Annotated in this window: 11 protein-coding genes; 8 read left to right on the top strand and 3 right to left on the bottom strand. The window is 33.9% G+C overall.

Annotated elements, in window-relative coordinates:
• The first annotated feature begins 208 nt into the window (after positions 1-208).
• On the top strand, positions 209-1,861 hold the full coding sequence (locus tag GWI97_RS11820; protein ID WP_226905418.1) for a DUF4139 domain-containing protein: 1,653 nt from the start codon (positions 209-211) through the stop codon (positions 1,859-1,861).
• Between the two features lie 186 nt (positions 1,862-2,047).
• On the opposite strand, the gene GWI97_RS11815 is transcribed toward GWI97_RS11820, so the two are convergent.
• Positions 2,048-2,848, bottom strand: coding sequence for a helix-turn-helix transcriptional regulator (locus GWI97_RS11815; protein WP_036936924.1), 801 nt, complete (start codon positions 2,846-2,848; stop codon positions 2,048-2,050).
• Positions 2,849-2,941: 93 nt separating this feature from the next.
• On the opposite strand from GWI97_RS11815, the gene GWI97_RS11810 reads away from it, so the two are divergent.
• A complete protein-coding gene (locus tag GWI97_RS11810; protein ID WP_036936927.1) occupies positions 2,942-4,336 on the top strand; it encodes an MFS transporter in 1,395 nt (464 codons plus the stop codon).
• 315 nt (positions 4,337-4,651) lie between these two features.
• Here the strand turns inward: GWI97_RS11810 and mnmH are convergent, their stop codons facing one another.
• Positions 4,652-5,740, bottom strand: coding sequence for a tRNA 2-selenouridine(34) synthase MnmH (mnmH, locus tag GWI97_RS11805; protein WP_036936933.1), 1,089 nt, complete (start codon positions 5,738-5,740; stop codon positions 4,652-4,654).
• A 266-nt stretch (positions 5,741-6,006) separates the two neighbouring features.
• On the opposite strand from mnmH, the gene GWI97_RS11800 reads away from it, so the two are divergent.
• Genes GWI97_RS11800 through GWI97_RS11785 form a run of 4 tightly spaced genes read left to right on the top strand, consistent with a single transcriptional unit; the run spans position 6,007 to position 10,644 of the window.
• The gene (locus tag GWI97_RS11800) at positions 6,007-6,288 is read left to right on the top strand and encodes a YtcA family lipoprotein (RefSeq protein ID WP_036936935.1); all 282 of its coding nucleotides are present in this window, start codon (positions 6,007-6,009) and stop codon (positions 6,286-6,288) included.
• A gap of 3 nt (positions 6,289-6,291) precedes the next feature.
• Positions 6,292-7,332 carry a multidrug transporter subunit MdtN gene (gene mdtN, locus GWI97_RS11795; protein ID WP_036936938.1) on the top strand — a complete coding sequence of 347 codons (1,041 nt, stop codon included), beginning with the start codon at positions 6,292-6,294 and terminating at the stop codon, positions 7,330-7,332.
• Positions 7,319-9,175 (top strand): FUSC family protein, encoded by a 1,857-nt coding sequence (locus GWI97_RS11790; RefSeq protein ID WP_087802450.1) that lies wholly within the window; start codon positions 7,319-7,321, stop codon positions 9,173-9,175. Before mdtN ends, GWI97_RS11790 begins: the two co-directional genes overlap by 14 nt.
• On the top strand, positions 9,175-10,644 hold the full coding sequence (locus tag GWI97_RS11785; RefSeq protein WP_036936943.1) for a TolC family protein: 1,470 nt from the start codon (positions 9,175-9,177) through the stop codon (positions 10,642-10,644). Before GWI97_RS11790 ends, GWI97_RS11785 begins: the two co-directional genes overlap by 1 nt.
• A 72-nt stretch (positions 10,645-10,716) precedes the next feature.
• Here GWI97_RS11785 and GWI97_RS11780 read toward each other — a convergent pair whose 3' ends face one another.
• A complete protein-coding gene (locus GWI97_RS11780; protein ID WP_036936946.1) occupies positions 10,717-11,805 on the bottom strand; it encodes a linear amide C-N hydrolase in 1,089 nt (362 codons plus the stop codon).
• 102 nt (positions 11,806-11,907) lie between these two features.
• Here GWI97_RS11780 and GWI97_RS11775 point away from each other — a divergent pair, with 102 nt between their 5' ends.
• Together GWI97_RS11775 and yegD are read left to right on the top strand one after the other, a co-directional pair.
• Positions 11,908-12,321 (top strand): DUF6122 family protein, encoded by a 414-nt coding sequence (locus tag GWI97_RS11775; RefSeq protein ID WP_036936949.1) that lies wholly within the window; start codon positions 11,908-11,910, stop codon positions 12,319-12,321.
• 363 nt (positions 12,322-12,684) lie between these two features.
• A complete protein-coding gene (gene yegD / locus GWI97_RS11770) occupies positions 12,685-14,037 on the top strand; it encodes a molecular chaperone (RefSeq protein WP_036936953.1) in 1,353 nt (450 codons plus the stop codon).
• The last annotated feature ends 130 nt before the right edge of the window (positions 14,038-14,167 follow it).

Here is a 14,167-nt window from a genome sequence, read left to right as displayed (position 1 = left end):
AATCTTGATTATTTATAATGGTTATTTTACCTAATGCAGTAACATCCTGTTTTATCGTAATTTCTACAATCTCATATCATTTTCTCTTTAAGTTTATTCTGTTATCTAAATTATTAGAGATGCAATACTATCTCAATATACTTATACAATAGTGCATTCCTATTTAGCATCCTAGCGACACTGCTCATCAACTATGGATAGAATAAAAATGATGATTAAACCTAATAAACTCACTTTGTCACTTTTTACATTATCGATTATTAGTGCATCTAACGCTTTGGCTAATGAACCTGACTCAGCAGAGCTAACTAAAACGCTTTATCAAGATATAAAACTTAATCAAGCTACTATTTTCTTACGAGGCGCAGAGCTTGAAAATAGTACAACGCTCAATTTGCCAGCAGGGCAAAGTGAAGTCATTTTATCAAATGTTGCAGATAATCTTGACCCAAGAAGCCTATCAATTAGCCTTGATAATGACGATGTGATTATTAACACCATTAATGTTAAGAAAATCCCTATTGCTCCTAGTTACCCTCCTGAAATTGCAGTATTGATGGAAAAACAGAAAGATATTAATAAGCAAATTGAAGAATTAAACATCAATATTAATGTGGGTGATGAACAAATTGCATTACTTAAAGATAAATCATTCTTTGGTTATGGTGATACTCAAACATTAGAGCAATCATCACAAAAATTTGATTTTATTAGCCAAAAAATGACATCGATTCTTAATCAACAAAAAGCAACTCGAGAAGAAATCGCTGAACTCACTGAGCAATTAGAAGAATTAACTCGTAAATTAGAGATTGATATGCCAGTGATTGCAAAAGAGAAAACACAAATTGTTTTATCGGTAGGCACATCAAAAAATATTACCAGTAAAATGCAAATTTCTTATATAACGCCTGATGCAGGATGGTCGCCCGCTTATGATATTCGAAGCCAAGGGATGGATAAGCCGATATTACTCACCTATAAAGCAGACGTTATTCAAAATACGGGCTTAAATTGGGATAAAGTTAAACTGGTTTTAACATCAACTAATCCCTCACTTAATATCACTGCGCCAACCTTATCACCTTGGTATTTATCTCTTTACAATGATAATGCTAAATTTAGAAAAGACAGTATGAGGATGGTAATGCCTGCACCTGTTGCTGTGATGAGTGCTGAAGTTTCGAGTCGAGCTCAAGAGGAAAAAATGAACAAGGGAGTCACTCGATATGTTACAACCAATAATAATGGTATTAATTTAAGTCACGCCATTGCTTTACCTTATACACTAAAAAATAGTACAGAGCCTAATACTTTGGTTATTAATCAAAAAGAGATAACCGCAGATTACCACTATTTAAGCACGCCCAAATTAGTCGAAGAAGTTTATTTACAAGCTGAAATTAAAGATTGGGAAAACTTAAATTTACTTAACGGTCGGGCGAATATCTACTATATGAATAGCTTTGTCGGTAATAGCTATATTAATACTGATGAGTTAGTAGAATTACTTAGCATTCCACTTGGAATAGATAAGAACATTCAAATTAGCCGTATTAATAATGAAAAAATAAGGAAAGAACCAATCTTTATTGGTACTACCATTGAACAAAAAGAAAGCTATACCATTAAAGTAAGAAATACATATAACACACCTGTAAAAGTGACAATTTACGATCAATTACCACTTAGCCAAGAAAATAACATTAACGTGACAAACGCTGATTATAAAGATGGTGTACTTGATAAAGATACAGGTGAAATAGAGTGGAATATCATGTTAGGAGCAAAACAAGAAAAATCCTTACCGTTAAATTATACGCTTTCTTATCCTAAAAACAGACAAGTTATGGGGCTATAATTACGATTTTCAGGTTGATCAAACAAAAATAGAAAAGGGTACAATTGCACCTTTTTCTATTTTAAGTAAACACTACTATTTTGAGTAAGTATAGAAAAAAATAACAGTAAACTTTTAAAGAGTATTTTTCTGCATAAACTGATTAATACTATTTTCCATTTTGGAAATAATATATTTATCCTATTATCAAAAATGATCATGTTTTTTAGGAATATACACTAAGATTCGATTATATTTTTCCAAATCAAATGCTAATGACGTATATTCATAACACTCTTTTTTATTGTCAAAATTTAGTGTTCTTGTTCCATCGCAAGGTGGATATATCTCGTGTTTTTCCCACATACGCTTAAATTCAGGCGACGAACAACTTAATGTAGCAATTAAATTTCGAATATTAGGGTCATTTTTTGTTCTAGCGTGATCACGGCGAAAGCTAGCCAATAATCTATCAGCGATATTTTCCCAATCATCAATACGTGTTTTATAACGAGGATCCATAAACAACAAGTAAAGATAATTACGATTTTCAGCACTATGATCTGAAAAATGGAAATACTTATCAGCTTTTGGATTATAAGCCAAGACATCCCAATGTAGGTTTAAAACATAACAGAGATATTCTGATGGCAAATCTGACAAGATCCGTAAAATAGTTGCAGGGACTTGATGTTCTGTTACACCAGTTTCTGTAGGCTCTCGCATATGCGATAATAAATAAAGATGTTGTCTTTCAGCGCTATTTAATCGTAACGCACTCGCTAAGTTATCTAAGAATTGACTTGATACGCCAATATTTCGTCCTTGTTCAAGCCACGTATACCAAGTCAACCCAACCCCCGAAAGTGCAGCGACTTCTTCTCTACGTAACCCAGGCGTGCGACGGCGCCCTGTACCAGGCAATCCGACAGTTTCAGGTGAAATACTTTGTCTTTTAGTTCGCAGAAAATCTGCTAATTCAGGGCGCGTTCGTTTTCTCTCTGTCATAGCCTATTGCTTCTAGTAATAGTATAAATGGTTAAATTGTATCAGGATAAGCAACTCATTATAGTCTCATTTCTTTAATTAATGAGACAAAAAATGAACAGACAACAACGTATTGCCTTATTTGTCCTGTTATTAGCGGGATTTGTAACTATTTTTGATTTATTCGTTGTTAATGTTGCGATTGTAAATATAGAGAGAACACTCAATGCAACATTAACAGAGCTGACACTCATTATCGTGGGATATGAATTAGCCTTTGGGTTATTACTCATCACAGGAGGCCGATTAGGTGATATTTATGGCCGTCGTACTCTTTACCGTATTGGTATGTTCGGGTTTACTGTGACATCAGTATTATGCGCTATTTCTCCCAATGCCATTTTTCTTGTTATAGCTCGTTGTCTTCAAGGATTGACGGCTGCGCTATTATTTCCTCAAGTATACTCAAGTATTCGTCTTAATTTTGACGAGGCACAAGCTAAAAAAATATTTGGTTTATTAGGTATGACGTTAGGATTAGCTGCAATAGCAGGACAGGCCTTAGGCGGATTGTTAATATCACTCAATGTTTTTGGTCTTGAATGGCGTACTATTTTTTTAATTAACCTTATTATTGGTATTATTGCATTAGGATTTTCTCGTTATTTAATTCAAAGTGAAGCTTTAGATTATATAAAATTAGATATAGGGGGAGTTATTTTATCGGCTTGTGGCATCTCTTTCACCTTACTTCCTTTATTAATGTTACCTATCTGGGGATGGAAATTACATAGCACACTGTTTTTTCTTTTCGGACTCATATTGTTAGTACTTTTCATTTACTATGAAAATAACTTAAAACAACAAGGAAAACAGCCTCTTTTTGATCCCTTTTTATTTACTAATAATCAATATGTCATTGGAATAGGGATTGTTGTTTGTGTCTATGCAACATCATCAGCTTTCCCGATGATGATGTCGATATTATTACAAAGTGGATTTAAACGTACAGTACTTGATTCTGGATTAATTTTTGTTCCATCAAGTATAGGATTTGTTCTTTCATCATTATTAACCCCCAAATGGGTGAAAAAAATGGGTGAAAAAATTATTTATTGGGGGGCTACTCTTTACGCTTTAAGTTATATTTCTTTGATTGTAGGGGTTTATTATTTAATATCACCAGAAAATAGCTCTTTTGTGATCCCATTTCTGTTTTTAGTTGGATTTACTCAAGGGATGATAATGACACCAATGCTTAATTTAGTTTTAGCGAAAGTTAAACCCGAATTTATTGGGATTGCTTCAGGGTTAACAGCAACATTACAACAAGTTGGAGCAGCGCTAGGCGCAACTTGTGTTTCAATTATTTTACAATTTAGCCTGAATCACGCATTCTCAACAGAGGTGATTGAACAATATAAAATAGCTTTTAGTTTTAGTATGATTTTTAATTTTCTTATGGCTATATGCGCCACATTTTTATTAAGGAAAATAGTACATAAATAGTCAATCATCTTATATATAATATCACTTATGCGCTCACGATTAGTGAGCGTTTTTATTATGGTATTAATAATTCAGGAATATGTGCTTACCTTTAATTTTTCAAACAAAGGGCAGGGAATTAATATTAATCGGTTTGTTTTTCTTGAACTTTCTTTAGCGGTCGCTTTTTTCTTTGCTTTTATAATAATCTTAGGGCTATGGTTATATGGAGTTAGAACTAAAAAAAAGCAAAGAGATTAAAAGCCCCTGTAACATAAAATTACAGAGGCTATCCCTTTAAAGCTAAAAATATTTAATACAAAAAATATTATCTATTTAATGGTTTTTAAACCACATTATTATCTCTTCATAACTGCCTTGGTAAATAATTTTATCTTTCTTTTTGCTCAATTGATAACGATACATAGGATCATAATATTCTTTAAGTAAAGGCGTTAACCAAGAAAAATGGGCTTCTGTATTTGCACTTTTTTTCTGTATTTCTAACGCATTTTCTAGCAATTGTGTCAATTCCGCAGCCCGCTGAGAGCCAAGTCGACGACGTATAGCGAATAAACCATGATGTAAATAATCACTGTAAGCCTGCCAGCCTTGTTCTTCGCCATAAACTTCTAAAAAATCGTGGGTCATACGATCAAAATATTCAGCTTTTAAACGTTCAATGCGTTGTTCTAGTGGATCATCAACAACAACAATTGATGCTTCTGTCATTTTTGCTCTTAGCGATTCAGGTAATCCATTCGCACCGATAGCGCGACCTTCATCTTCAAGCACCCAACGCGTATATTTTTGTGATTTTTTCAACATTTCGATACCAAGATGGTTTTCAAATGTTGCTTGAGGAAATTGTTCTTCAACAGTACGGCCAAAAGAAGAACCTCGATGATGAGCAATACCTTCAAGATCAATACCTTCAGGTAATGAACGCACTAATGTCGTTTTTCCATTACCAGTACATCCACCAATAAGAATAATAGGGCGCTGAACGAATTCATTGGTCATTTCAATAATAGTCTGCCTTAACGCCTTATATCCTCCTTCAATTAATGGAAAATCGATGCCTATTTCTTTAAGCCATTGCTGAACGATATGAGAACGCATTCCGCCACGAGCACAGCAAATATAACCATTAGGGAATTGCTCGCAAGCTTCACGCCAAGCAGTAATCCGTTTATCACGAATTTCACCACTCACTAATTGATGTCCTAAATCAACCGCTTTTTGTGAGCCTTGTTGTTTATAACAAGTCCCGACAGCAGCACGTTCTTTATCATTCATTAAGGGCAGATTGATAGCGTTAGGGATAGAACCTTGATTAAATTCAATAGGTGCACGCACATCAATGATGGGGGTGTTATTAGCAAGAATATGTCGAATATTTTGATCTGAAAACGCTAATTCCATAATAAAAATCGTAATATCTAGTCAGGCTGAAAGATTAGCTACTATACTCTTAAAATCATATAACGCCCATAATTACAGTCATATTGAAAACGAAGCTCTACCTTCAATAAGAAAAATTTAAGATAAAGCTATGGATTGAAGTATAAAAAACATCTAACATTTATTCGATATGATGTTTTAAATTAATTCATTAAACAACTGTAAATAAAAACACTATAGTGTTTAAACGAACAAAAAATTTATCGAAAAATGACAGGTACATTACCTTGAACATAATAAGAAAATATTATCGTGTTACTAGCGTGAGCATAATTGCATTACTGTTGTCTGGTTGTTCTCAAGGCCATTCTCCTTTTATTACTCTGTTGGGCGCCTATTTTCCATATTGGATGTTATGTACCGTTATCGGCTTATTAGGGGCTTTGGTTATACGTGTATTACTTATCTATTGGGGTATTGATGATAATTTACCGCTCCCTTTGATTTTTTATTTTGCGATATTGTTATCAATTTCTTTAACTATCTCTTTATTTTATTTTTCTTATTAAATTATGGATAAAAAAATCAAAAAAAAGCTAGCTATTATAATCACTGTGATTGTTTTTATGATCACGCTCATCTTATTGTGGAAAAATATTCAGTTATCAGCGCTAAATCCACTCAGTGAAGATGCAATAATTGATGCTAATAAAATTAACATATCTTCAACTGTACCAGGACGAATTAGCGCTATATATGTCAAAGAAAATAGTAAGGTCAATAAAGGGGATTTATTATTTACAATCGACCCCACCATGTATGCATTGAGAGTTCAGCAAGCAAAAGAGCAACTCATGATTGCTGAAGCAACATTAAGTAATAAACAACGTATTATTATTGCAGAAACATCAAATTCAGAAGTGGCTGAAGCGCAAATAAAACGTGCTGAAGTCAATTTGTTATTAGCGACGCAGTCACTCCATAGATTAGAGCCGTTATTAGCAAAAGGGTTTGTGACTGCACAACAAGTTGATGATGCAAGAACATTAAAACATGATGCAGAAGTCACATTAAAACAAGCACAAAAACAAAACGTTGCCTCAGAGGCCTTAATTAATAATACCGATTCAGAAGTAGCATTAGTGAAATCCTTAAAAACCTCACTGGCAATGGCTGAATGGGAATTAAGTAACACAGAGGTGAAAGCACCAAGTAATGGCTATGTTGCTGGATTAGTGCTGTCACCGGGAGAATTTATTATTTCTGGGCAATCTGTTTTTACCTTAATTGACACGGATACTTGGTATGCTTCAGCTTATTTTAAAGAGACAGATTTAAATAATATAAAAATAGGTAGTTGTGTGGTTATTTATTCAATGATTGACAATAAACACCCCATTAAAGGTAAAGTAGAAGGAATTAGCCGAGGGATCATGTCAACTGACCTTATTAATATCCCAAGGGACTTGCCTTATGTACCTAAATCACTGAATTGGGTTAGAGTTCAACAACGGTTTCCTGTTAAAGTCACAATCACCAATCCACCAGAAGATCTTATGCGGGTTGGGGCTACAGCCACTGTCAATATAATAGCTAACGATGATGATTGTTAAACCGTCCCTCATAGTGAAACAAGTTAAAAAAGACTTGTTGCCTTTTGATTTTCGTTTAGCGACAACTTGGCGCATCGCACTGCTTTGCGCCTTAATGGCTGCTATTGCGATGATCTATGAAATTCCCGAATCTGCCATAAGTTGCTATCTAATTATTTATTTAATCAAAGCCGATGCAGTACAAAATATATTATTATCTATTGGCGTTATTATTTTATGTTCTATTGTAGTGTGTGTTATTTTTTTACTTTTTAACCTCACAATACAAAATATTATTTTACGCTTCTTTTTTATGGCTTTATTCTCAGCCGTTTTTATGTATTTAGCATCTGCAAGTAGCCTTGGTGATATTGGTAATTTAGTTGCTTTAGTTATCGCTTTTTTAATGACTTTAATTGATGATGTACCCGTAGGGGATGTTGCAACAAGAGCACTACTTTATGCGTTACTGATGGCTGTATCTCCAATGCTATTAGTTATTTTATTTAATTTTTTTGTTGGTATTAGCCCTAGAAAATTACTGTTAAACAGAATCGCCTCACGCTTTTCTACCGCAAGCGATTTCTTTTTAGGAAGAAAAGAAAGCCAACTCGAAATCAGTGAATTACTGAGTACCCAAACAGAATGTAAACGCTATTTAATGTTTATAAAAATATTTTATTTGCGAGGAAGAGAGGATATTCACTGGTTAGAGAATATAATTGATAATTCTTATCAGATATTAATTATGTCGTTAACTTTTGATAAAAACACTCCAGCTTCTATACGTTTTCTTCTTTCTAAAAGATGTTTAGATCTTGTCGATTGCTTCACGCATCATCAAATAGACAAAATAAAAGATAAGCAACAAACTCAAAATAAAATAAGTAAACTTCAATTATTAAATACTTTTGATAAGATTTTATTTAATAAAAGAGAAACTAAGTCTGTACAGAAAAAAACACCTTTTTTTGTTAGTGATGCATTTACAAATCCTAACCATAAATACTTTGCGATTAAAACTACGATAGCCGCAATTCTATGTTATATTTTTTATGATTATTTTAAATGGCAGGGTATTCATACTGCAATGATAACTTGTTATGTCGTGGCATTAACATCTGTTGGTGAAACAGTCCATAAATTAACATTGCGGATCACTGGTTGTCTAATTGGAGCACTAATTGGCATGATTTCACTGCTCTATATTATCCCTAATTTATCTGATGTTTTTGAGCTGATGGTACTGATATTTTTCTGTCTATTGCCCGCAGCATGGGTTGCTGTTGGTAATGAGCGTATCTCTTATGCTGGTGTACAAGTTGGGTTAGCATTTTTATTAACAACATTACACGGATTTAAACCTAGCTTTGATATGAATGTGGTGTCTGATCGTATTCTAGGGATTTTGTTGGGTAATATCGTGATGTATATTATTTTCACAAAAGTATGGCCAACAAGTATTATTAATACTATATACAAACAAATTAGTTCTATTTTAGATAATTATACTGAATTAAGATATTCGACAAATAAAAATGATATGTTAGATTTAGTTTCATCCGTAAATGAATCTATTACACAATCGAAGGGTAATATAGACTTACTCATTTTCGAAAAAGAAGATAGCGCAAGAAATAAGAATATAACATTTTTTTTCAAAACATCATTAAATAAAATTTCTTACATTAGTTATCATAATTACGCTCATAAATTTATTTTTGAAGATAAACTCTCTTATTCACAAATCAATGAAGAATCAAAGGATGAATTTAAAAAATCGATTCTTAATAATGAATTAAAAACATTACCAACAAATGAAAGAGAGCGTGTATTTAAACATTTAATAAGAGAAAAATCATAATGATAAATTTAGTCATTAATAATAAGAAAAATATTCTGTCCTCTCTGTTAAGCCTATTACTTGTTGGTTGTATTGATACGAGTAGCTCATTTAAACCGTATTCTCAACAACCTATTAATTATGATAATACAAAATATATTTCTTCATCTACTGAGCAATATTTATCGCCAACGCAAGAAAAAACAACTAAATCCAGTTATGCATTAGCTGATCTTATCGATTTAGGACAACAAAATAACCCAGACACACGTATTGCGTGGGAATTAGCAAAAAAATCAGCAACTGATATTGGTATGATAGAAAGCACATATTTGCCAATTATTACAGCAACTGCACTAGCAGGGTATCAACATGGGAAAATCGATTTACCTAAAAATCCTATTATTGATGATATAAAAACATCGAGTAGTGCTTTTATTCCCGCACTCACATTTAGATGGCTTATTTTTGATTTTGGTAAGCGAGGGGCATTAGTTGATGCTGCTAAACATACTTCTTTAGCAACAAACCTTAATTTTAATCTGATGCATCAGAAAATTATTCATGATGTCTCCGTTGCATATTTTAGTTATGGTGCAGCACAAAAAAAAGTGAGTATCACTCGAAATGCCCTCCAGAGAAGCAAAGACATTTTATATGCCGTTGAACAAAAAAGAGCGAAGGGATTAGCAACGGTATTAGATGTCGCATTAGCTAAACAACAAGTCGCACAAGTTGAATTACAAAACGTGTTAGCCAAAGGTCATGAAAAAGATCAATATCAAATTTTACTGTCTGCTATTGGAGCATCACCTTTTGAAAAAATAACCGTTAATTATGCCGATGATAATTTACTTCCTGATGATATTTCACCATTAACTCATGATGTGATCAAAAAAGCACTTGCACAGCGTCCCGATGTTTTAGCGCAATATGAATTACAGCAAGCGGCCATCAAAGCTGCTGATTCCGTCAAATCAGACTATTTTCCTAAAGTCTATCTTGCTGGCGCGCTTGCAGGAGGAACAGGTAGCTTTGATGTGCAGGGATTGCCCGATATTAGCCAAAGAACTTCATCTTCTAATATCCTGATTGGAGTCAGTATTCCATTATATGAAGGCGGAATGCGTCAGTCTCGAATGGTAAATGCACAGTCAGAGATCCGATTAGCGCAAGAAAATTTACGTAAAAGCCAAGATATGGCGATAAAAGAGATTTCAATAAGTGAAAATACACTCAAGTCAGCACTTGAGGCAAATAAAGCCTCTAAAAATTTAGTAGAGACGACTCAATTAACATATACCGCTAGTGTTGAATTTTATCATAATGGGTTGGGAACCGTAACCGACATTAATACCGCTGAGATTGCATTATTAAATGCACAAATGTCTCAAATTGATGCTTATACAGGATCACAAATTGCAGCTGTTGATTTAGCGTTTGCATTAGGCGAAATCGATAAAGCATTGCCTAATTCAGTATCACGCTAGAATACTTGCTTTTTGTTATTGTATTAGAGGCGGTATTAATAATTCGCCAACCTCTAATACAACGATAAAAGATTATTTATTCAAGTTAATCTGTTCAAAAACAGGTTTATTCATATCTTTAAATTGTGAAAGAGAATACTCGGTATAATTTATATTGTTATAGCCTCTTATTTTCATCACACCATTCGTTAAATCAGATAGCGTAGTCCAAACAGTGTATTCTGTTTGTAGCTGGCTACTAGTGCTTTGACTTTCTCCCATAACATCAGCCGTGATATTTTTCGTTCTATCAAAACGATTCATAATGTGCGCTAGGGTATTCATCGCTTCTGATGTAGATCCCGCTTTAGGTGCGTAGGTTGAAAAATAAGCGGCACGAATAAAACGACCGACAGACGTATCTGATGAGGGTAATTGAGATGTTGCAATACCACTATCAGGCTGTACTACATTGATATTTGCAAGTTTTCCTGAAGATTTATCGATATTCGTTAATTGACTATAATTGTTAAGGTTAGTTAAGTGCCAAGGAAAGTCTGGGCCATTTGTCATTACACGGGTTGGATTTTGATAAACATGTAATTTACCGTTTGTGGCTTCAATAACAATGCTGCCTCCTTTTTTATCATAAAAAGCATAGTGAAAAGGGGATTTTAAGTTACCAAAGTTTTTTAATACAGGAGCCCAAAAATAACCTGATTCAACTGCTTTTTGTACTTCTTCGACCGTTGAGAAATTAGCTAATGCCCATTCACCTAGCGAAGTCACAGGAATAGCTTTATCATAATCCTTTTTATCAAGAGGTGATAATTCAGCGTCTGTTATCATATTTGCACTAAATGATAAACCTGCACTATTTAAACCTTGTAATAAGTTATGATCATCGCCATCAAAAAAGATATCTGTTGTAACGGCTAATATGTCATATTTATTGCTATAACTTAGACTATCTTCACCATTAGGAGCTTTCTTTGTGAATTGTGTATTTTTAGGATAATAGGTGACCCATGAAGGTAAATCAGCGGTCAGTTCAAGTGTCCTACCTTGATAAACATTGTTATTTTTATCGAGTATCGCCAAACTAGAGCAGGCTTCACTTGCCATAGAAACAGCGAGTAATGAGGATAACAGACCAACCAATATTTTATTGCGTTTCATTATAAATTCCTTAAATAAACAACTCCTTTAAATTTAGTTCAAATAAAAAAGACAACAACTATTTGGTAATTAAATGACAAATATTTTTAGAGAATCGGAGATTTTGTGATATTTGAAATCAGTAGAACAATTTTACACTACAGCTTACATTTTCTGGCACCCATTTTATTAGGTTATTTTTTCTGGCGTAAGGATTGGAAGATAGCCTCACTGCTTATGATCGGAACAATGGCCATTGATATTGACCATTTGCTAGCAACACCTATTTTTGATCCCAATCGTTGTAGCGTTGGATTTCATCCATTACACACGGGTTGGGCCGCTTTGGTTTATTTGGGTATATGGTTTTTACCCTCATGGAAATTAAAAGCCATTGCAGTAGGATGTTTATTCCATTTATTTACCGACTCGGTTGACTGCTATTTAGGGGGATTAAAACCCAACCTAACAATAACGATGAGTTGTGATAAAAATTACTTTATATCCAATTTCAGTAATAACTTTATTAGTCAAAAATAGAAAAGGGGTGGTGGATAAACCTCCCTTTATTTTTATTTAAATTGCTTAGTAAATTTTATTAATACACCACCAGCAATCAATAAAATACCTATTAAAATAATGCCTTTATTTATGCAAAAGTACCCAGAGCTTGATGTACAACTTTATATCAAGCTGGCTTAGAGTGGATTTTTTATCAAAGAGGTAAAAAATATAGCCATATTCCTAAAGGTAGTTATCGTGCCAATAACAGTTAAGCCCCCCATACACTAAATTACTTGTCTCATTGACACTCTTTTTGACTTTATAATCTGGTGGTAATTGCAAAAGTCTTGAGGTAGAGTGCTCAGTCTTTTTTTTAATGAAGTCTATTGGGGAGGTTGAATGTTTATAGGCTTTGATTACGGAACATCAAATTGTTCTGTTGCAATCATGAAAGAGGGAAAACCGATTCTTTTGCCTTTAGAAGGTAATGATGTCTATATTCCTTCAACCCTTTGTGCGCCAACCCGTGAATCTGTTTCTGAGCACTTATTTCGCCATTTAAATATTAAACCTTCCAGTGAGATTGGCGAACAATTACTCAGAAAATCGATTGCATTTAATCGAGAAGAGGATATTGAATTAGTCCCTGAAGATATTCTTTTTGGACAATCTGCATTGAGTTTATATCTGCGTGATCCTCGTGATGTCTATTACGTTAAATCACCTAAATCTTTTTTAGGGGCTTCGGGCCTGCATGATATACAAATTAGCTTCTTTGAAGATTTAGTTTGCGCCATGATGGCCAATATTAAACATCAAGCAGAAAAAAGCACACAAGAAGCGATTACAGATACTGTTATTGGCAAACCGATTAACTTTAATGGGTTAGGTGGTGAAGCGTCAAATAAACAAGCAGAAAGTATCCTTATTCGAGCAGCAAAACGCGCGGGCTTTAAGAATATTATGTTTGAATTTGAACCCGTGGCTGCAGGGCTTGAATATGAATCAACGTTAACTAAAGACCAAACGGTATTAGTAGTTGATATTGGCGGTGGTACAACGGACTGTTCATTAATTCAGATGGGCCCTAGCTATCAAGGTAAAACGGATCGTTCAAACACCTTACTTGCTCATAGCGGGCAACGTGTTGGTGGTAATGATCTTGATATTTACCTTGCATTTAAACAACTTATGCCTTTATTTGGTATGACCGGATTAACTTCTTCAGGTATTAAATTACCGCTGAAACAGTTCTGGGATCCTATTGCGATTAATAATGTAGAAGCACAAAAAGATTTTTATTCTCGTCAAAACCTAGCCGCATTAAATCAGCTAAGACGAGATGCTAAAGATCCTGAGAAAATAGCCCGCCTAATCGAAGTGTATAATGAGACATTGGGGTATAGTATCGTTAGACGTGCCGAAGAAGCTAAAATTGCCTTATCAGATTCTCCTGAATATATTGCTAATATCACCTTATTAAGCGAAACATTAGAGTGCACTATTGCGCGAGAACAAATGGTTGGATCTATTGAGTCACCAAAAAGTAAAATGATTGAATTAGTAAATGACGCTGTTCGTCAAAGTGGTGTAAAACCTGATGTTATTTTTATGACTGGAGGGTCCGCGCGTTCACCTATTTTATCTCAGGCGATAGAACAGCAACTACCTAATATTCCTATTGTGAAAGGGAATGATTTTGGTTCCGTTACTGCAGGATTAGCTCGTTGGGGCGAAGTTTGTTTTAAATAATAAGCCGTAAATAATCCGTTTTAAATGCCTTAATTTTTCAATATATTAAAGCGCTTTACATTGAATCAACGTATTGATTAGATGTAGAGCGCTTTTTCTTTATCAAGCACAATAAAAAACACAACATTTA

This window comes from Proteus sp. G2300 (assembly GCF_009915965.1).
GTDB lineage: Bacteria > Pseudomonadota > Gammaproteobacteria > Enterobacterales > Enterobacteriaceae > Proteus > Proteus vulgaris.
Note: the sequence above shows the minus strand (reverse complement) of the source record. Positions and strands in the feature narration are given on the sequence as shown.

Bases quoted from the DNA above. Each gene is read 5' to 3' on its own strand.
- GWI97_RS11820 (WP_226905418.1), top strand. From the start codon at position 209: ATGATGATTAAACCTAATAAACTCACTTTGTCACTTTTTACATTATCG.
- GWI97_RS11815 (WP_036936924.1), bottom strand. From the start codon at position 2,848: ATGACAGAGAGAAAACGAACGCGCCCTGAATTAGCAGATTTTCTGCGA.
- GWI97_RS11810 (WP_036936927.1), top strand. From the start codon at position 2,942: ATGAACAGACAACAACGTATTGCCTTATTTGTCCTGTTATTAGCGGGA.
- mnmH (WP_036936933.1), bottom strand. From the start codon at position 5,740: ATGGAATTAGCGTTTTCAGATCAAAATATTCGACATATTCTTGCTAAT.
- mdtN (WP_036936938.1), top strand. From the start codon at position 6,292: ATGGATAAAAAAATCAAAAAAAAGCTAGCTATTATAATCACTGTGATT.
- GWI97_RS11790 (WP_087802450.1), top strand. From the start codon at position 7,319: ATGATGATTGTTAAACCGTCCCTCATAGTGAAACAAGTTAAAAAAGAC.
- GWI97_RS11785 (WP_036936943.1), top strand. From the start codon at position 9,175: ATGATAAATTTAGTCATTAATAATAAGAAAAATATTCTGTCCTCTCTG.
- yegD (WP_036936953.1), top strand. From the start codon at position 12,685: ATGTTTATAGGCTTTGATTACGGAACATCAAATTGTTCTGTTGCAATC.